This is a genomic window from Amycolatopsis plumensis (assembly GCF_042652605.1).
Lineage (GTDB): Bacteria > Actinomycetota > Actinomycetes > Mycobacteriales > Pseudonocardiaceae > Amycolatopsis > Amycolatopsis plumensis.
In genome coordinates this window covers 6,132,650-6,151,535 of the sequence record NZ_JBHSJY010000001.1, presented here as the reverse complement: position 1 = coordinate 6,151,535, position 18,886 = coordinate 6,132,650, and the positions used below count along the sequence as shown (strand labels likewise).

Here is an 18,886-nt window from a genome sequence, read left to right as displayed (position 1 = left end):
GTGGCCAGCGTGGCACCGGGGCGGAGAAAAATCAAGCACGCCTGATTGTTTCTCTCCGAACGCTGCGGACCCACTATTGACACCTTGCCAGTAGCGCCCGGCTGCAATACCTTCCTCACCATGGCCGACTACGCCGAGATCGCCTACGCCGTCGAGGGGCGGATTGCCACGATCACCCTCAACCGCCCCGAGGCGCGCAACGGCTACACGATCCGGATGGCCGATGAGCTCGGTGCCGCCATGGACCGCGCCGATCGTGACGAGGATGTCCGCGTGGTCGTGCTGACCGGCGCCGGCCGGGACTTCTGCGTCGGGGCCGATCTCTCGCAGGGCGGCTTCGACTTCGATCCCGACGAGGGGCCCGGCGACGCATGGCAAGAGCCCGCCGGGCGGTGCTCGAAGCGGATCTTCACCATGAACAAGCCCGTGATCGCCGCCCTGCACGGGGCCGCCGTCGGGGGCGGGCTTACCATCACGCTCTCCTGCGACTACCGGCTCGCCTCGGAGGACTCGCGGTTCGGGTTCGTCTTCACCCGCCGGGGCATCTACCCCGAAGGCGCGTCCGCGTGGTTCCTCCCCCGGCTCGTCGGGATGGGCACCGCGCTCGACTGGATGATCAGCGGCCGCGTCTTCGATGCGACCGAGGCAAACGAAAAAGGCCTGGTGCACAAGGTCTTCCCCACCGGGACCGTGCTGGACGAAGCGAAGAAGCTCGCGCAGGAGATCGTCGAGACGACCGCGCCGGTGTCGGTCGCCGTCACCCGGCAGCTGCTCTACCGGATGGCCAGCGCCGCGTCGCCGTTCCCGGTGCACGAACTCGACTCCAAGCTGATCGGCGGCCTCGGCGCGAACCCGGACGCCGTCGAAGGGGTCCTGTCGTTCCTGCAGAAACGGCCGCCGTCGTTCGGCTTGCGCGTCGACCAGGACCTGCCCGCCTACCTGCCCTGGCTGGAGAAATGACCGCCTACCCGCCGCAGCCCTGGAACCTGGTCGCCGACGCCCACGTCTCGATCTGGCGGGTCCCCGCGCGCGACGTGCACCCGGGCGCGCTGTCCGTCGCGGGGTACACCTCCGTCTTCACCGCCTGGATCGCCTACCGCGAACCCGGGCAGCTCAGCTACCACGAGCTGCTCGCCGCCGTCCCGGTCCGCGGCAGGCGGACCACGTGCACGATCACGCAGATCTGGGTCGACTCCGAAGTCTCCCTCGCAGGCGGCCGCGAGCTGTGGGCCATCCCGAAGGACCTCGCCGCCCTCCAGTTCACCGACCGCACGTACACCGCGGCCGCCGGTGACGACTGGATCGCCACCGCGGCCTTCACGCCGAGGCCGGGCTCGCCGCTCGCCCTCCCGAGCCGGTTCGACGTCCTCCAGGACCGTGACGGCACCCCGGTGCGGACGCCCGTCGGCGCGAAGATCCGGCCCGCCCTCGCCGCGGCCGACTGGACGATCAACCCGGCCGGCCCGCTCGGCTACCTGGCCGGCCGACGGCCGTTCCTGAGCCTCGCTCTCCCGGGCAGCGAGCTGCGTTTCGGGGCTTGAGCAGCACCTCTGGGTGATCACGCAACCTCGCCAGAGTGAACTCCCGACACGCCATCTGGGGTCGCGCGCGCACCCCCACCCCAACATGTAGTCTCTCAACACCGGCAGCCCCCAGCGACGGGGAGACCGCTGCGGAGGGTCGCCGGGCAGCTTTGGAGAAACCGCAGCGCACGGCCTCATGAGGCCGTGCGGCGATCGAACGCGCCCGAAAACTTGGAGACACGCATGTCAGTCGAAACCGGTCAGCGGCCGTCCGCTGCCGACTCACCCACCGCGATCCGGGTCATCCGGCGGGACGGCAGCGTGTCGCCGTTCGACGCCGGGAAGATCTCGGTCGCGCTGACCAAGGCGTTCCTCGCGGTCGAGGGCGGCGACGCCGCCGCGTCCTCCCGCGTGCACCACGTCGTCGCCGAGCTGACCGAGCAGGTCGAGGCGTCCCTGCTGCGCCACGCCGGCCCCGAGACCGCCCTGCACATCGAGCAGATCCAGGACCTCGTCGAGCTCGCGCTGATGCGCGGTGAGCACCACAAGGTCGCCCGCGCCTACGTCCTCTACCGCGAGGAGCGCGCGAAGGCCCGCGAAGCCGCGAAGCCCGCCACCACCGAAGCCACCCTCAACGTCAAGGGCACCGACGGCGTCCTGCGCCCGCTCGACTGGGCCCGCGTGTCCCACGTCGTGGGCGAGGCCGTCGCCGGCCTGGACGACGTCAGCGCCGAGCCGGTGCTGGCCGAGGCCAAGCGCAACCTCTACGACGGCATCAGCGCCGAGGAGCTGGCCCTGGCCCAGGTCCTGGCCGCCCGCGTGCTGGTCGAGCAGGAGCCGAACTACTCCTACGTCTCGGCTCGCCTGCTGCTGGACAAGCTGCGCGGCGAGGCGCTGAGCTACCTCGCGCAGAAGCCGCGTCAGGCCAGCCAGGACGAGATGGCGACCGAGTACCCCGCGTACTTCCGTGCCTACCTGCGCCGCGCGATCGAGCTGGAGCTGGTCGACGCCGAGCTGCAGCGCTTCGACCTGGACAAGATCACCGCCGCGATCCGGCCCGAGCGCGACCTCGACTTCGGCTTCCTCGGCCTGCAGACGCTGTACGACCGGTACTTCCAGCACCACGACGGCACCCGCTTCGAGCTGCCGCAGGCCTTCTTCATGCGCGTCGCCATGGGTCTCGCCATCCGGGAAGACGACCGCGAAGCCCGCGCGATCGAGTTCTACGAGCTGCTGTCGAGCTTCCACTTCATGGCCTCGACGCCGACGCTGTTCAACTCCGGCACCACCCGCCCGCAGCTGTCGTCCTGCTTCCTGACCACGGTGGACGACGACCTGGACTCCATCTTCCAGGCGTACAAGAACAACGCGCTGCTGGCCAAGTACTCGGGCGGCCTCGGCAACGACTGGACGCCGGTCCGCGGCCTCGGCGCCCACATCAAGGGCACCAACGGCCAGTCCCAAGGTGTCGTGCCGTTCCTCAAGATCGCCAACGACACCGCCGTCGCGGTCAACCAGGGCGGCAAGCGCAAGGGCGCGGCGTGCGCGTACCTCGAGACGTGGCACGTCGACATCGAGGAGTTCCTCGACCTGCGCAAGAACACCGGTGACGACCGCCGCCGCACCCACGACATGAACACCGCGAACTGGGTGCCGGACGAGTTCCTCCGCCGCGTCGAGGCCGACGCGCAGTGGACGCTGTTCTCGCCGAACGAGACGCCGGACCTGCACGATCTCTACGGCAACGAGTTCTCGCAGCGCTACCGCGAGTACGAGGCCGCCGCCGACCGCGGCGAGATCAAGGTGTTCCGGCGCGTCCGCGCGGTCGACCTGTGGCGCCGCATGCTGACCATGCTGTTCGAGACCGGCCACCCGTGGATCACCTTCAAGGACCCGTGCAACCTGCGCTCGCCGCAGCAGCACGTCGGCGTCGTGCACTCGTCCAACCTGTGCACCGAGATCACGCTGAACACCAACAGCGAAGAGGTCGCGGTCTGCAACCTCGGCTCGGTGAACCTGCTCAAGCACGTCACCCCCGAGGGCCTGGACACGAAGCGCCTCGAGAAGACCGTGCGCACCGCCGTCCGCATGCTGGACAACGTGATCGACATCAACTTCTACACGATCCCGGAGGCGCGCCGCTCCAACCTGCGCCACCGCCCGGTCGGGCTGGGGCTGATGGGCTTCCAGGACGCGCTGTTCGAGCTGGGCCTGCCGCTGTCGTCGGAAGCCGCCGTGCAGTTCGCCGACACGAGCATGGAGCACATCTCCTACTACGCGATCTCGGCCTCGACCGACCTCGCCGAGGAGCGCGGCCAGTACCAGTCGTTCGAGGGTTCGCTGTGGAGCAAGGGCATCCTGCCGATCGACTCGATGCAGCTGCTCATCGACGCGCGCCAGGGTGACAACCTCGACGTCGACCTTTCGACCACGCTGGACTGGGCGCCGCTGCGCGAGCGCGTCAAGACCGTCGGCATGCGCAACTCCAACGTGATGGCGATCGCGCCGACCGCGACGATCTCCAACATCTGCGGCGTCGGCCAGTCGATCGAGCCGCTGTTCCAGAACCTGTACGTCAAGTCGAACATGTCCGGCGACTTCACCGTGGTGAACCCGCACCTGGTCCGGTCGCTGAAGGCGCGCGGGCTGTGGGACGAGGTCATGGTCAGCGACCTGAAGTACTTCGACGGCAGCCTCGGCCAGATCGACCGCGTGCCGGACGACCTGAAGGCGCTGTACGCGACGGCGTTCGAGATCGAGTCGAAGTGGCTGGTGGACGCGGGGTCGCGGCGCCAGAAGTGGATCGACCAGGCGCAGTCGCTGAACCTGTACATCGCGGCGCCGAGCGGCCGCAAGCTCGACCAGCTCTACCGCTACGCGTGGCACAAGGGCCTCAAGACCACGTACTACCTGCGGGCGCAGTCCGCGACGCACGTGGAGAAGAGCACGCTGCGCGGCACCGACGGCAAGCTGAACGCCGTCTCGGCCACCCCGGCCCCGGCGCCCGCCGCGGCTGCCCCGGCCCCGGCGCCCGCGCCGACGCCTGCTCCCTCGCCCTCGCCGAAGCCCGAGCCGGACGTCGACTTCGTGGCCACCGAAGGCGCCGCCTGCCGCATCGACGACCCCGACTGCGAAGCCTGCCAGTAAGCCCCCTCCCGCGGCTGGTCGTGAGTGGTAAGGCGGGTTAGAACCCGCCTTACCACTCACGACCCCGCCTGCCCGAAGTGAGTGACATGACCAACGTGGAGACGACGGACGCGACCGGCCTCGGGGAGATCGAGGTCGGCGCCGCCCGGATCAACGTCGACGACAAGCGCATGATCAACGCGCGCGCCGACGTCAACCAGCTGCTGCCCATGAAGTACAAGTGGGCGTGGGAGAAGTACCTGGCCGGCTGCAACAACCACTGGATGCCGACCGAGGTCGCCATGCAGGCCGACATCGCGCTGTGGAAGTCGCCGGACGGCCTCACCGAGGACGAGCGGCAGATGCTCAAGCGCAACCTGGGCTTCTTCGCGACGGCGGAGTCCTTGGTGGCCAACAACATCGTGCTCGCGGTGTACCGGCAGATCACCAACCCCGAGTGCCGCCAGTACCTGCTGCGCCAGGCGTTCGAGGAAGCCGTGCACACGCACACCTTCCAGTACATCTGCGAAAGCCTCGGCCTGGTCGAGGGCGAACTGTTCAACATGTACCGCGAGGTCCCGTCCATTTCGGACAAGGACGCGTGGGCGCTGAAGTACACGCAGAACCTGGAGAACCCGGACTTCGAAACCGGGACGCCGGAGGCCGACCAGGCGTTCCTGCGTGACCTCGTCGCGTTCTACGTGATCTTCGAGGGAATGTGGTTCTACACCGGGTTCGCGCAGATCCTGTCGCTGGGCCGCCGGAACAAGATGGTCGGCATCGCCGAGCAGTACCAGTACATCCTGCGCGACGAGTCGATCCACCTGAACTTCGGCATCGACTGCATCAACCAGATCAAGATCGAGAACCCGCACCTGTGGACCGAAGAGTTCCAGGCCGAGGTGCGCGGGATGCTGAAGGAAGCGTGCGAGCTGGAGGTCGCGTACGCGCGTGACACGATGCCGCGCGGCATGCTCGGCCTGTCGGCGCAGCTGTGCGAGCAGTACATGCACTTCATCACCGACCGCCGCGCGCAGCAGATCGGCCTCCAGCCGATCTTCGGCGAGACGGAGAACCCGTTCCCGTGGATGTCCGAGGCGATGGACCTGAAGAAGGAGAAGAACTTCTTCGAGACCCGCGTGATCGAGTACCAGTCGGGCGGCGCCCTCGACTGGGACTGATCGCCCGCCGCAGCCGGCCCCGCTCCTGGTCCACCGGGGGCGGGGCCGACTTCTATTACCCCATCCGGGCCCCTCGCTGCCTGCATCCGGCGTGGCACGGCTGCCCGTGCGGCTGCCCGTACGGCCCCTTCTTCACGGCCGGGCCCGGGGCACGATGGAGCGGTGCGCCGGGACAAGGCTGAAGCGGAGACCGGCGAGCCCGCCGATCACGCGCGGGCCCGGACCGCCGACCCGGCCGGTCCGGTCACTGCCCCCGGTTCCGACCGGTCCGGCCGTCCGCGCGTGCTCACCAGCAGCCCGCGCGCCATCCTCGCCCTGCAAAGCGCGGCCGGGCAGAGCGCGGTGGCCCGGCTGCTGCAGCCCGCGTCCGGCGAAACCGTCAGTGTGCAACGGCAAGAAGAGACGGCGCCGGCCCCCGGGCAGGCCGCGGTGGCCACCCCGGCGCCGGCCGCTCCCGCCGCTCCGGCCGCGCCACCACCGGCGCCCGCCGATCCCCCCGCACCGCAGACCGCCACCGCGACGGCCGAAGCGCCGGTCCCGGCACCCGAAGCGGGTGCGCCACCGCAGCCCGCCACCGAGAGCGGTTCGGGCGAGCTCGACGGCCGGGTCGCCGCCCGGCGCGGCGCGGTCGGCGACGCGGCGGCCGCCCGGCAGGCGCAGGTCCGCGCGGCCGCGGCCGCGTCCGGTCAGGTCATCCGGGCCGCCGCCCGGACCGAGCAGGAGTCCGTGCTGGGCACGCTCGACTCCGCGCTGGAACGCGTTGGCGCCGGGTTCGCCAGTGCCCGGGACGGGATCAACGCCCAGCGCCGGACCAAGCTCGCCGAGGTGGGCGACGCCGCCCGCGAGAAGAACATCGCCCTCGACACCGCCGTGGACGGGCACAAGGCCGCCTTGCTGAAGGCGGCGGGCACCCGGGCGCAGGCGGCCCGGAAGTTCGGGGAGGACGAGGCCGCCCGCGCGGTCCGAGAATGCGGGACGCGCGCGGGCCGGGCCCGGGCCGTCGGCGAGCAGAAGGCCCAGCAGTACCAGGCGGGCGAACGGGGCCCCCGGATCGCGGCTGAAGCCCGCGAACTGGCCGGGGACGCGGCGGGGAAGATCGAGGCGGCCGGCCGAGAGGTCGCCGCCGCGGTCCGCAAGGACGGGACCGACCTCGCGGAGAAGTTCCTCCGCGAGGGCCGGGACAACGCCGAGAAGTTCGAGGAAGCCCGCCGGGCCGGGCACAAGAAGATCGAGGCGGAGCGGCGGACCGCGGCCGACGGGATCGGCAAGTCCGCGGACGACGCCATCGACGGCCTGCGCCGGTCCGCCGACCGGCTGACCGAGACCCTCACCCGGCAGCGGGCCGAACTCGGTCCGGCGTTGCGGCAGCTCGGCGAAGCCGGGGCCGCCGGCATGCGGACGCAGGGCGAGAACGCGGCCGGGCAGATCGGCGCGCAGACCGCCGAGGCGAACGCCACGATCGACACCTTCTCGACCCAGGTGGCGGGCGCGCTCCGCGGGGCGCCGGCGAGCGCGGCCGCGCAGGTCGTCGCCGAGGCCGACACCCAGCTGGCGAGCGGGCTCGGCGAGTTCGACAGCGCGCAGGAAGCTCAAGTTTCGCAGGCGGGGCAGGCGTTCGACACCGGCGCGGCGGACACCACGAGCCGCATCTCGGCCGGGACCGCGCAGGTGGCCCAGCCGGTCGAGCAGGCGGCGGCCGACTTCGAAACCCGGGCCGCGGACACGATGAGCCAGACCAACGACACCATCGCCAAGGCCGCCAAGGACGCGACGGACGGGATCGCCGCCGCGGTCACCGACACCGACCGGGAACTGAGCAAGGCCGTCACCGATGCCGACGCCGGCTGGGGCAGGCAGCTCGACGAAGGCCGCGCCCAGGCGGCGAAGAAGGTCGACGACACCCTGGCCGCGCAGGAGAAGGTGGTCACCGGGCTCGGTGCGCAGATCGACAAGCGGGCGCACGAGATCCAGGAGGAGAGCTGGCTCAGCCGGGCGGCGCGCTTCCTGGGTGGCGTCCTGGTCGGCTTCCTGCAGGAGCTGTGGGACTTCGTCAAGGTGCTCGCGTGGATCGCGCTGATCGTGGTCGCGGTGATCGTCGTGGCGGCCCTGATCATCCTGGCCATCGGCGGGATCGCGCTGCTGCTCGAGGCGATCGCCGCGGTGGCCGCGTTCCTCGCCGCGGCGGCCGGGGTGATCAAGGTGATCCTCATCGTGCTCGCCGTCGTCGGCGTGATCGTCCTGGTCGCCATGGCCGCCTGGCGGATCTACCAGGCGTGGGTGCGGGACGACCTGTCCGACTACGAGCGCGGCAAGCTGGTCGGCCGCTCGGTGTTCGACATCCTCTCGATCCTCATCCCCGGCCGGGTGCTGAAGTTCCTCGGCGAGGCCCGGTGGCTGCGGGCCCTGGTCGAGTCGGCCGGCGGGGGCACCCGGTTCGTGATGCTGCTGATCTGGGCGCGCGGCGACCTCGTCGCGGTGCGGGCGATCGTCGCGGAGATCCGCACGATCGAGGAGATCATGCTGGTCGTCCGCCGGACCGCGAACATCACCGAGTTCCTCGAGCTGCGCACGCTGGTCGGCGAGACACCGCGGCTGATCCGCCTGCTGCGCCAGGCGCCGAACGTGGCGGAGCTGCGCGCCGTGGTCGTCGCGCTCGGCCGCGACTCCGCGCTGCTGGACGACCTCCTCGGCACCGCGAGCTGGACCGAGGTCGCGCAGCTGGTCCGGAACGTCACCGCGGCCGGCGGCGACGCCGCGCTGATCCGCACCATGGTCGGCAAGGCGGGCTCGGTCGCCGAGGTCAACCGGCTCCTCGGCATCGTCACCGCGGCCGGCGGCGACGCGCCGATGCTCGGCAGGCTGCTGGCCGGCACCGCGAACCCGGCCGAGCTGACCGGGCTGCTCACCCGCCTGCGCAACGACGCGCCGCTGCTGGACGAGCTGATCAAGGCGACCGACGACATCGCGCAGCTGGACAAGATGCTCACCGCGCTGGCCAACGACGGCGGCCTGCTCCGCACGCTGCTGACCAACGCCGGCGGGAAGCCGGGCGCGGCGATGCTCGCGGAGCTGATGGACCTCGCGGTCACCCGGGGGAAGGCCGCTTCGGAGGTCGCGGACCTGGCCGGGCAGGCGGCCGGCAACGCGACCGAGTTCCAGCGGCTCGGCAACCTGACCAAGCTCTTCCACGCCCGCACGCCGGCACCGACCACGCCGGGACCGGCGATGGGGCCCTACTCCGGCTCGAACATGACGCACTTCCTCGACGAGCACACCATCGCGCACTACGACTTCACCAAGACCGGCGCGAACGGCCAGAGCTTCTGGCCCGCCGGGCACACCGCGGCGGACGTCCAGGCCGAACTGCAGAGCGCGGTCAACCTGCTCGACAACCCGGGCGGGGTGATCGATTCGATCTCCCAGGGCCCGACCGGGGTCGGCCGGGCCACCCCGCTGCGCGTGCTGAACGGCGCCCAGCCGAACTCGGCGATCACGGCCGGCACCATCAAGGGGCCCGTGCGGTTCACCCTGCCGAGCGGGATCCGCGTGCAGTTCGGCACCCAGCTGCCGAACACCAATCCCGGCATCGGGCAGTTCTTCCCGCTGCCGGGCAGCCCCGGCGTCGAGCACCTGTCCAAGACATTGCTGGACGCCATCGCGAAGATCGTGGGATAGGGTCAACCATGCCAGTGACCGCGCAGTTCGGGGTCCGGACCGCACCGGACGTGTTCGCGACCGAGCCGGCCCCCGGCTCGGATCCCCCCGGTGGGCAGGACTACTGGTACGGGCGCGTGCTGCTGGCGGGCCCGGACGCAGCGGGGGTCTTCGTCGAGGACGAACTTCTCCCGCTGGTCGCGAGCCTGTGCTTGCAGGCCCCGGCGCAGCTCGCGGCGGGCGAGCCGTTCGGGGCCTACCTCAACCGCTCGCCCGGCGAGTACTTCCTCGAACCGGCCGGGGCCGGCATCCGCCTGCACGGCAGCGCGGTGCTGAGCGCGAACGGTGCCGCACCGGCGGAATGGGCCGCCCCGGCGGCCGAGCTGCTCCCCGCGCTGCACGACTGCGGCCGCCGGGCGCTGGCGTTCTTCCGCGCCCGGATCGGCGAGGACCCCGCACAATCCGAAGCGCTGAAAGCCCTCGAAGCACTCGAAGCCGAGACGGCGGCAGCCCTGCACCGCTGAAACTCAGAAGGCGTAGCGCCGCACGGTTTCCGCGTGCAGGACGAGCCGGACCTGCTCCGTGTCCCCGATCGCCTTCGCGTCGGCCGCGCGGTCCGGGTCGCCCAGGTCCCAGTACCGGGCCGCCAAGCGCTGCGCCAGCTCCTGCGCGCCGTCGGGTTCCACCGACATGCGCCCCTCGATCGACACCCAGCGCTCGCGCTCCCCCACCGGGGCCGCCACCACGATCGACGCGCGCGGGTCCCGGCGCAGGCGCCGCACCTTGGGTGCGTCCGGTTCCGAGAACAGCTGGATCGTGCCGTCGCCTGCCGCCTCGAACCACACCGGGCGGGGCTGGCCGCCCGCCACGGTGAGGAACCCGTGCAGGGGACGGCGGAGGAACTCGAGGTCGTCGGAAGTCAAAGCGTTCATGCCGTCCAGTCAACCGCGGCGCCTCGGACGATCCCATGGGTGAAACACCGGAATCCCTGCCCATTCGTCTAACCTCGCGACGGTGGACGACTTCTTCCGCGGTGTGCGGGCGCACGGCTCGCTGTTCGGCAGTTCGGCCCTCGCCCCACCGTTTTCCCTGCACTTCGTCGATGGCGCACCGCTGACGCTGTGCACCGTGCTCTCCGGCGGCGGCTGGATCATCTCCGAGCACGGCGCCCCCGAACCGCTGAACGCCTACGACACCGTCGTCGTGCGCGGGCCGGGGACCTTCACCTTCGCCGACGAGATCGGCACCCGCGCCGAACCGGTCGCGTGCGGCGAATACTGCGCGGCTCCCGAACTGGGCGGGACGCGGCACCGGCGTGGCTGGCGCGACGACGGCGAGGGCCCGACCACCCTGATCGTCGGCGCCTACCCCGTGCGCGGCGAGATCAGCCGCCCGCTGCTGGAGGCCCTGCCCGCCGTGCTGCGCGTCGAGGGCGGCGGCACCGGGGACGCCGTCCTGGACCACCTCGCCGCCGAAGTGGCCGTGGACGCCCCCGGCCAGCAGGTGGTGCTCGACCGGCTGCTGGACTGGATGCTCGTCTGCACCCTGCGCGCCTGGTTCGACCGGCCCGGCGGCGAACCACCGGCGTGGTGGACCGCGCGGCGCGACCCGGTGGCCGGCCCGGCGCTGCGGCTGATGCACGACGAGCCGGCGGCGCCCTGGACCGTCGCGGCGCTGGCCGTCCGCGTCGGCGTGTCGCGGTCCACGCTGGCCAAGCGGTTCACCGAGCTGGTCGGGGAGCCGCCGCTGACCCACCTCACCCGCCACCGCATGGCGCTCGCCGCGGACCTGCTGGCCGAGCGGCCGGGCGCGACCGTCGCGGAGGTGGCGCGCGCCGTGGGGTACGCCGACCCGTTCGGCTTCAGCGCGGCGTTCAAACGGGTCCGCGGCGCCACCCCGAGCGAGGTTCGGCGCAGACCACCCGAAAGGACGGCCGCCAAGGTGTTGTCAGACCGTCAACAAGAGGGCATCGTGGAGGGATAGCCGATCTCGCCGGGGAGATGGTCACTTTGCCGGGCACCGTGAGCCGAGCCGCCGAAGCACTGCGCGAACGCGTGCCGCCGCTGACCGCACTCCCCCTGCCACCGAAGGTCGACGAACGCTGGCTGCGGTCGCGCTGGCCGGTCAAGGAACTCGCGACACCGCCCGCGGGCAGCGGGCTGAAGCCGGTGCTCGGCGACGAAGGACCGCCGGTGGTCGGGCACATGCTCGAGATGATGCGGTTCGGCCCCGCCTTCGGCCTGCGCCGCTACGAGCTCTACGGCCCGGTGTCGTGGACCGGCGGGTTCGGCCGCCGGATCGTCGCGCTGTCCGGGCCCGAGGCCACGCAGATCGCCCTCGTCAACAAGGACAAGGCGTTTTCCCAGGAGGGCTGGAAGTTCTTCATCGAGAAGTTCTTCGAGCGCGGCCTGATGCTGATGGACTTCGGCGAGCACCACCTGCACCGCCGGATCATGCAGGAGGCCTTCACGCGCCCGCGGCTGGCCGGCTACGTCGGCGAGATGGGGCCCGCGCTGCGCGAGGGCGTCGCGAGCTGGGGCTCGGCCGAGCGGCCGCGGCTGTACTGGGCGCTCAAGCAGCTCACCCTCGACGTCGCGACGCGCGTGTTCATGGGCATGCGCAGCGGTGCCGACGCGGCCCGGATCAACCGCGCGTTCGTGAGCTCGGTGCGGGCCGGCACCGCCTTCGTGCGCTTCCCGGTGCCGGGCGGGCGCTGGTCGGCCGGGCTGCACGGGCGCCGGGTCCTCGAGCGCTACTTCGGCGAAACCCTGCCCGCCAAACGGCGTTCGGGCGGCGACGACCTGTTCGCCGCGCTCTGTCAGGCCACCACCGAGGACGGCGACCGGTTCTCCGACACCGACATCGTCAACCACATGATCTTCCTGATGATGGCCGCGCACGACACGACGACCATCACCAGCAGCGCGATGGCCTACTACCTGGCGAAGCACCCGGAGTGGCAGGAACGCGCCCGCGCGGAGTCACTGGCCCTCGGCGACGACATCCCCGGCATCGAGGCCGTCGAGAAGCTCGAGACGCTCGACCTCGTGATGAAGGAGGCGCTGCGGCTCGTCGCGCCGGTGCCGTCGCTGACCCGCCAGACCGTCAAGGACACCGAGGTGCTCGGCCACTACATCCCGGCGGGCACGCTCGTGGGCGTCTCGCCGACCGTCAACCACTTCACGCCCGAGTGCTGGACCGACCCCTTCGCCTTCGACCCGGAGCGCTTCGCCGAACCACGGCGCGAGGACAAGTCGCACCGGATGGCGTGGATGCCCTTCGGCGGTGGCGCGCACAAGTGCATCGGGTTGCACTTCGGCGGTCTCGAGGTGAAGTTGCTGATGCACGAACTGCTGCGCGCCTACCGCTGGTCGGTTCCGGAGAGTTACACCGCGCGCTGGGACTACGTCTCCCTGCCGGTCCCCGCGGACGGTTTGCCGGTGCACCTGACCCCCCGCTGACCCGGTCCTCGTCCACCGTCGCATACACTAGGTAACGAAAAGTTACCGGTTGTGGAGATTCGTTCACTCGTTCAGCCGGTAGACACCCTGTCACGCGCATGATGGCGTGGCATCGATCGTGGGCGAAGGCTGCCTGGTGTGGCTTCATGATCCCCGACACCGTGTCCGACCTGGCCATACCTGTGCGTGAAGAGGTGGAGTGTGCCTGAACCCGGTGCCGCGTCAGGGCTACTGGACGTGGCGCGGCGGTGGGCGGCGACGTTGGCCGACACCAAAGGAGTAACGCTTCCCCCGGAGGAGCTCGAAGCCCTTCTGCTGGAGGTCGCGCACGACGCGGTCGACCAGGCCGGCTCGCAGCACGACGGCGCTCTGCTGCGGTTCACCGCGCTGTACGCCGCGTCGCCGATGGGCATCGCGCTGGCCGACCCGGACGGCGAGATCGTGGAGGCCAACCTCGCCCTCGGGCAGCTGCTCGGCTGCTCGCCGGATCGCCTGCGGGGCAGGCACCTCACCGACCTCGGCTCGACCGAGCACGACGTCTCCCGGCTCGCCGAGGGCCTGGAGCAGGTGCGCGCGGGGCGCGACCGCTACCAGGAGCGGATGCTGCTCGACCACACCGAGGACGGGCAGCTCTGGACCGACGTCACCCTCGCCCGGCTGCCCGGCGACCGGCCCGGCTCGATCTACCCGGTGCTGATGGTGTCGGACGCGAACGAGCTGCACCTGCTGCAGGAGCGGCTGCTGCACCAGAACGTGCACGACCCGCTGACCGGGCTGCCCAACGCGTCGTCGTTCACCACCAAGCTGGAGGCCGCGCTCGGGGCAGGCGCGCGCGACGACATCGCGCTCATCTACCTCGACGTCGACGGCTTCAAGGTGATCAACGACGGCCTCGGTGCCGGCGTCGGCGACCAGGTGCTGCGCGGGGTCGCGAACAAGCTGTCGGCGGTGTTCACCGGCCACCACGACGGGTTCGTCGCCCGCCTGTCCGGTGACGGTTTCGCGGTGCTGCTGCGGGGCGAGCTGGCGGCGACCGAGGTCGTCCGGCTGGTCGAGCGCGCCCTGGAGGACCTCAACGAGCCGATCTACCTGGGCGGGCACGGCATCGGCGTGAGCGCGAGCGCGGGCATCGTCGTGCGCGCGGCCGTCGAGGGCGGGGCCGCGGAACTGCTGCGGGCGGCGGAGATCGCGCTGCACCGGGCCAAGGAGGCCGGCAAGGCGCAGTGGATGCTGTTCGACCCGGAGCTCGACGCCCGCGACCGCGGCCGCTACCAGCTGGGCGCGGTGATCGCCGGCGCGCTGGAGAACGGCGAGTTCTCGCTGGTCTACCAGCCCACGGTGAAGCTGTCCCGGCCGGACGAGCTCGCCGCCGTCAACGCCGGGCTGCGGTGGAACCACCCGGAGAAGGGCGAGCTCGACTCCGACGAGTTCTACCCGCTGGCGCAGACCACGGGCATGACGGTGCCGCTCGGCCGCTGGCTGCTGGCGGAGTCCCTGGCCGCAACGGCCCGCTGGCGCGCGCACCTGGGCGACGCGGCCCCGGACGTCTGCGTCCGGCTGCCCACCCGGCTGGCGATCGACCCGGACCTGGTGCTGCTGGTCAAGGAGCAGCTGGACAAACACGAGCTCCCGGCCCGCGCCTTGCGGCTGTGCACCGACCGCGAGTCGATGCTCGACCCGCGCGGCGAGGTCCTGGATTCGCTCTCGGTACTGGCCGACCTGGGCGCGCAGCTGGTGCTGACGATCTCGGGCTCGGCGGACCTGGAGCTGATCCCCCAGCACCACCTTCCCGTGCGGCACGTGATCCTGTCCGGCCCGGTGGTCGACGCACTGGACACCGACGAGCCGGCGGAGCCCGACCTGCGGCACCTGACCCAGCTGATCACCCGGGCGCGCGAGCTGCACCTGCGGGTCGGGGCGGAGGGCGTCCGCACCCACGAGCAGGCGGCCCGCCTCCGCCAGCTCGGCGTGATCGCGGCCCGCGGCCCGTTCGTGGCGGATTCGGCGACGGGTGACGAGGTCGACGAGATGATCAACCGCCACCCGAGGAGCTGACCCAACCGCCCCAATGTGGCCTTGGTTGCGTCTGGAGCACCGAAGGCGGCCTTGGGTGCGTCCAGGGCACCGAAGGCCACCTTGGGTGCGTCTAGCGCACCGAAGGCCACCTTGGGTGCGTCTAGCGCACCGAAGGCCACCTTGGGGCGCTTGGGGCGAGACCAAGCCGGTGGCGAGGCGGCTCCGAAGACCGGGCAGGATGGGTGCTGCCGCCACGAGAAAGGACGTCCATGGACGCCGGAGACCTCGCCCCCGACTTCACGCTGCCCGACGACCGGGGCCAGGAGCGCACGCTCTCGGACTTCCTGGCCACCGGCCCCGTGGTGCTGTTCTTCTACCCGGCCGCCATGACCAGCGGCTGCACCGCCGAGAGCTGCCACTTCCGCGACCTGGCCGCCGAGTTCGCCGCGGTCGGCGCGCACCGGGTCGGGATCAGCCCGGACGCCATCACCAAGCAGCGCACCTTCGCCGACACCCACGGCTTCGACTACCCGCTCCTGTCCGATGTGGAGGGTGAGGTCGCCAAGCAGTTCGGCGTGTGGCGGAAACTGCTGCCGCTGCACACCAAGCGGGCCACCTTCGTGATCGGCGAGGACCGCAAGATCATCGCGAAGATCAAGAGCGAGCTGAACTTCACCGTCCACGCCGACGAGGCGCTCAAGATCCTGCGGGAGCGGAACAAGGTTTCCTGAGCAGGCGCCACACCCGGTTGGTCCCCGTGCACGACGGCGCCAGCGGCTTGCCCGCCGGTTCCGTGCGCACCACGGTGAACCCGAGCCGCGCCGGTACCGCTCCACTTCGGACGTTCCGCTCGTCGTGCTTGATCTCGACGTACCCGGCGCCGAGGCGGAACGCCTCCTCGGTCAGCAGCGTCACGGCCCGGGTGATCAGGCCGCGGCCGACGAACTCGCGCGCGAGCCAATAGCCGATCTCGACGCCGCCCTCGCGCGCCATGACGCCGACGGCCCCGGCGATCGAACCGTCGACGCGGATCGCGAAGTCGTGCGTTTCGCCGCTCGCCCAGTTCTGCCGGGTGGTGCGCAGGAATTCCGCGCAGTCCTCGGCGGTGTAGCCGCCGCTCGCCCAGATCATCCACGCGCCGAGGTGCTCGAGGGACCCGTTGACCATCGCGAGGAGCTCCGGCCCGTCGGCGAACTGCCAGCGGGCCAGGGTGAATCCGTCCTCGCGGTAGGTCTCGGCCGGGGTTTCCATGCCCTGCATGGTGCCCCGGCCGGGACGCCGAGCGCGAACTAATTCACGATGACGCTGTCGGGCACCTCGGTGTCGTTCTTCAGCGCGTCGAACAGCTGCTTCGACTTGGCCTTGTCCCAGTTCTCCGCGGACCCGCTGGTCACCGGCACCGTCGTGGTCACCACGCCGCCGGAGGAGATCTCGCGCATCGCGAGCGCCAGGCCGGCGAGGTTGTGCACGTGGTCGCCGGAGTCCATGGTCAGCGCGTCCGGCGCCGAGGACAGCAGCGGGAAGAAGTCGAACGGGTTCAGCAGCGTGCCGGGGCTGGCGATCTGGCTGACCAGCGCGCCGATGAACTTGCGCTGGTTGGCGACGCGGTCGAGGTCCGAACGCGGGGTCGCCGAGCTGTGGCGCATCCGGACGAAGCCGAGTGCCTGGCGGCCGTCGAGCGTCTGCGGGCAGCCCGCCTTGATGTCGATGCCGGTCATCGTGTCGTTCATGTCCTGGTCGATGCACATCTCGACGCCGCCGATCGCGTCGACGATCTTGGCGAAGCCGCCGAAGCCGATCTCCGCGTAGTGGTCGATGTGCAGGCCGGTGGCGCCTTCGACGGTCTGCGCCAGCAGCTTCGGGCCGCCGAGCGAGAACGCCGCGTTGATCTTGTTCTTGCCGTGCCCGGGAATCGACACCTGCGAGTCGCGCGGCAGCGACAGCAGGGTCGGCTTGGTGCTGTTGTCCGGCAGGTGCGCCACCATGATCGTGTCGGTGCGCTGCCCGCCGCCCGCCGCGGCGACGTCGCCGGTGGCGAGCCGCTCCTCGTCTTCGGCGGTCAGGCCTTCGCGGCTGTCCGAGCCGACGATCAGCCAGTTGGTGCCGGACGCGGCCACCGGGCGGCCGGAGTAGTCGGCCAGCGCGTCGACGCGCTTGATCGAGAACTCGAGGTACACCCAGATGCCGGCGAGGAACACGACGAACACGAGCACCAGGGCGCCCAGGACCTTGCCGACGCTCCAGCGGCGCCGGCGCGGCGGCCGGGACGGCGGGTAGCCGTCGTCCGCCGGGCGCCGCGGCGGGTCCTGCCGCGGGGGCGGTGGCGGGGCGTACTCGGGCTCGCGGGTGCCCATCGGGCGGGTGCGCTCGTCGTACGGGCTGCGGCCCCGCCCGGGCAGCGGCATCATCTGCGCGCGCTGGTGGTCCCGGGAGCGGCCGGCAGGCGGCCGGGGCGGCGGCATCCGGCGCCCGCCGTCGTCGCCACGGTACGTCATCACCATCACCCAATCCCGATCCGGACAAAATGTCGTCGTCAGTACACCGCACGTCCTCGGAAGGAGGACGCCCGGCACCGGGGTCGGGTTGCGGTTACCGGCCGGTCGCCTCGTAGCCGAACTGGTGGACCTTGAGGTACCCGGACCGGAACCCGGCCTCGGAGTAGGCCAGGTAGAACTCCCACATCCGGCGGAAGACGTCGTCGAACCCGAACCCGGCGATGTCGGCCCAGCGGTGCAGGAACCGTTCGCGCCACCACCGTAGCGTGCGCGCGTAGTCCTGGCCGAACTCGCGCATCCCGGCCAGCTTGAGCCGGGTGTTCGCCTTGACGCCCTCCTCGATCGAGCGCACCGACGGGATCAGGCCGCCCGGGAAGATGTACTTGTGGACCCAGCCGTAGGCCCGCGACGCCGCCATCATCCGGTCATGGTCCATGGTGATGGCCTGCAGGCCGAACCGCCCGCCCGGGCGCAGCCGCTCGCCGATCACCCGGTAGAACTCCGGCCAGTAGGACGCGCCGACGGCCTCGATCATCTCAACGCTGACCACGGCGTCGTACGTGCCGCTCGACTCGCGGTAGTCGCACAGCTTCACTTCGACGCGGTCGGCGAACCCGGCCGCCGCGATGCGCTCGGTGGCCAGCGCGCGCTGCTCCTCCGAAATGGTCAGTGACGTCACGTGCGCGCCGCGGCCCGCGGCCCGGATGGCGAGTTCACCCCATCCGGTACCGATTTCGAGGACCTGGCTGCCGTCGCGGACGCCGGCGTAGTCGAGCACGCTGTCGATCTTGCGGTGCTGCGCGGCGGTGAGGTCGTCGTCGCCCGGCGTGAACAGCGCCGCGGAGTAGGTCATGGACTCGTCGAGGAAGGCGCCGAACAGGTCGTTGGACAGGTCGTAGTGCCGGTGGATGTTGGCCCGCGCGCCCTCGAGGGTGTTCTCCTCGGACGGCGGCTGCGTCCGTTCGGCGAGCCGACGGAACTTCTGCAGCACCGGCGGGACGAGCGTGGCCATCCGCTCGCCGAACGGCGTCAGCACCTCGGCCAGGTCGGACGCGGTCCAGTCGCCGGCCATGTAGGACTCGCCGAACCCGATCTTGGCGTCGACGCCGAGGCGGTGGAAGAACGCCTCGGGCCGCAGGATCCGCATCTCGGGGGCGCCGGGGCCGCCGGCGCCCAGCACGGTGCCGTCCGGGAAGCTCACCCGGACGTCGAGCGGGCGGACCGCGTGGCGGAACAGCGCGGCGGCGATCCGCGCGCGCAGCGCGGAGTGCGGCGGGGTGGCCAGGCCCGGCCACCGGGTGTCGTCCGGGACGGCCGACGCCCGGTCAGCGCTCGAAGTGGTCACGGGTACTCCCTCCGGCCGGCCAGGTTCGCCGGTGATCGATCCTAGTCGCCGCACCCCCGCGGCGCGTGTCGCCGAATGCTCTGTC

At 71.2% G+C, this 18,886-nt stretch carries 14 protein-coding genes; 10 read left to right on the top strand and 4 right to left on the bottom strand.

Annotation, left to right across the window (positions count from 1 at the left end):
• The first annotated feature begins 120 nt into the window (after positions 1–120).
• The 6 genes from ACFPLC_RS30030 to ACFPLC_RS30005 all read left to right on the top strand — a co-directional run bounded on the left by ACFPLC_RS30030 (position 121) and on the right by ACFPLC_RS30005 (position 10,008).
• The gene (locus tag ACFPLC_RS30030) at positions 121–960 is read left to right on the top strand and encodes an enoyl-CoA hydratase-related protein (protein WP_378189897.1); all 840 of its coding nucleotides are present in this window, start codon (positions 121–123) and stop codon (positions 958–960) included.
• Positions 957–1,541, top strand: a complete 585-nt coding sequence (locus ACFPLC_RS30025) for an acetoacetate decarboxylase family protein (RefSeq protein ID WP_378189900.1) — start codon at positions 957–959, stop codon at positions 1,539–1,541. Before ACFPLC_RS30030 ends, ACFPLC_RS30025 begins: the two co-directional genes overlap by 4 nt.
• Before the next feature lie 225 nt (positions 1,542–1,766).
• Positions 1,767–4,670, top strand: coding sequence for a ribonucleoside-diphosphate reductase subunit alpha (locus ACFPLC_RS30020; protein WP_378189902.1), 2,904 nt, complete (start codon positions 1,767–1,769; stop codon positions 4,668–4,670).
• Between the two features lie 86 nt (positions 4,671–4,756).
• Positions 4,757–5,830 carry a ribonucleotide-diphosphate reductase subunit beta gene (locus ACFPLC_RS30015; protein ID WP_378190631.1) on the top strand — a complete coding sequence of 358 codons (1,074 nt, stop codon included), beginning with the start codon at positions 4,757–4,759 and terminating at the stop codon, positions 5,828–5,830.
• A 162-nt stretch (positions 5,831–5,992) separates the two neighbouring features.
• Complete coding sequence (locus tag ACFPLC_RS30010) at positions 5,993–9,505, top strand: hypothetical protein (protein WP_378235967.1); 3,513 nt, start codon at positions 5,993–5,995, stop codon at positions 9,503–9,505.
• 8 nt (positions 9,506–9,513) lie between these two features.
• The gene (locus tag ACFPLC_RS30005) at positions 9,514–10,008 is read left to right on the top strand and encodes a hypothetical protein (RefSeq protein WP_378190635.1); all 495 of its coding nucleotides are present in this window, start codon (positions 9,514–9,516) and stop codon (positions 10,006–10,008) included.
• 3 nt (positions 10,009–10,011) lie between these two features.
• Here ACFPLC_RS30005 and ACFPLC_RS30000 read toward each other — a convergent pair whose 3' ends face one another.
• The gene (locus ACFPLC_RS30000; RefSeq protein ID WP_378190637.1) at positions 10,012–10,416 is read right to left on the bottom strand and encodes a pyridoxamine 5'-phosphate oxidase family protein; all 405 of its coding nucleotides are present in this window, start codon (positions 10,414–10,416) and stop codon (positions 10,012–10,014) included.
• Positions 10,417–10,498: 82 nt separating this feature from the next.
• On the opposite strand from ACFPLC_RS30000, the gene ACFPLC_RS29995 reads away from it, so the two are divergent.
• From ACFPLC_RS29995 to ACFPLC_RS29980, 4 genes are all read left to right on the top strand, one after another.
• Positions 10,499–11,467, top strand: coding sequence for a cupin domain-containing protein (locus tag ACFPLC_RS29995; protein WP_378190639.1), 969 nt, complete (start codon positions 10,499–10,501; stop codon positions 11,465–11,467).
• A gap of 17 nt (positions 11,468–11,484) precedes the next feature.
• Positions 11,485–12,945, top strand: a complete 1,461-nt coding sequence (locus tag ACFPLC_RS29990) for a cytochrome P450 (protein ID WP_378190641.1) — start codon at positions 11,485–11,487, stop codon at positions 12,943–12,945.
• Between the two features lie 237 nt (positions 12,946–13,182).
• On the top strand, positions 13,183–15,000 hold the full coding sequence (locus ACFPLC_RS29985; protein WP_378190916.1) for a putative bifunctional diguanylate cyclase/phosphodiesterase: 1,818 nt from the start codon (positions 13,183–13,185) through the stop codon (positions 14,998–15,000).
• 230 nt (positions 15,001–15,230) lie between these two features.
• On the top strand, positions 15,231–15,692 hold the full coding sequence (locus ACFPLC_RS29980; protein ID WP_378190643.1) for a peroxiredoxin: 462 nt from the start codon (positions 15,231–15,233) through the stop codon (positions 15,690–15,692).
• On the opposite strand, the gene ACFPLC_RS29975 is transcribed toward ACFPLC_RS29980, so the two are convergent.
• The 3 genes from ACFPLC_RS29975 to ACFPLC_RS29965 all read right to left on the bottom strand — a co-directional run bounded on the left by ACFPLC_RS29975 (position 15,658) and on the right by ACFPLC_RS29965 (position 18,801).
• Positions 15,658–16,212, bottom strand: coding sequence for a GNAT family N-acetyltransferase (locus ACFPLC_RS29975; RefSeq protein ID WP_378190645.1), 555 nt, complete (start codon positions 16,210–16,212; stop codon positions 15,658–15,660). The two genes, ACFPLC_RS29980 and ACFPLC_RS29975, sit on opposite strands and share 35 nt — an antisense overlap.
• 38 nt (positions 16,213–16,250) lie before the next feature.
• A complete protein-coding gene (locus ACFPLC_RS29970; RefSeq protein WP_378190647.1) occupies positions 16,251–17,462 on the bottom strand; it encodes an LCP family protein in 1,212 nt (403 codons plus the stop codon).
• 88 nt (positions 17,463–17,550) lie between these two features.
• Entirely contained in the window at positions 17,551–18,801 is a 1,251-nt protein-coding gene (locus tag ACFPLC_RS29965; RefSeq protein ID WP_378190649.1) for a class I SAM-dependent methyltransferase, read from the bottom strand.
• Positions 18,802–18,886: the final 85 nt, after the last annotated feature.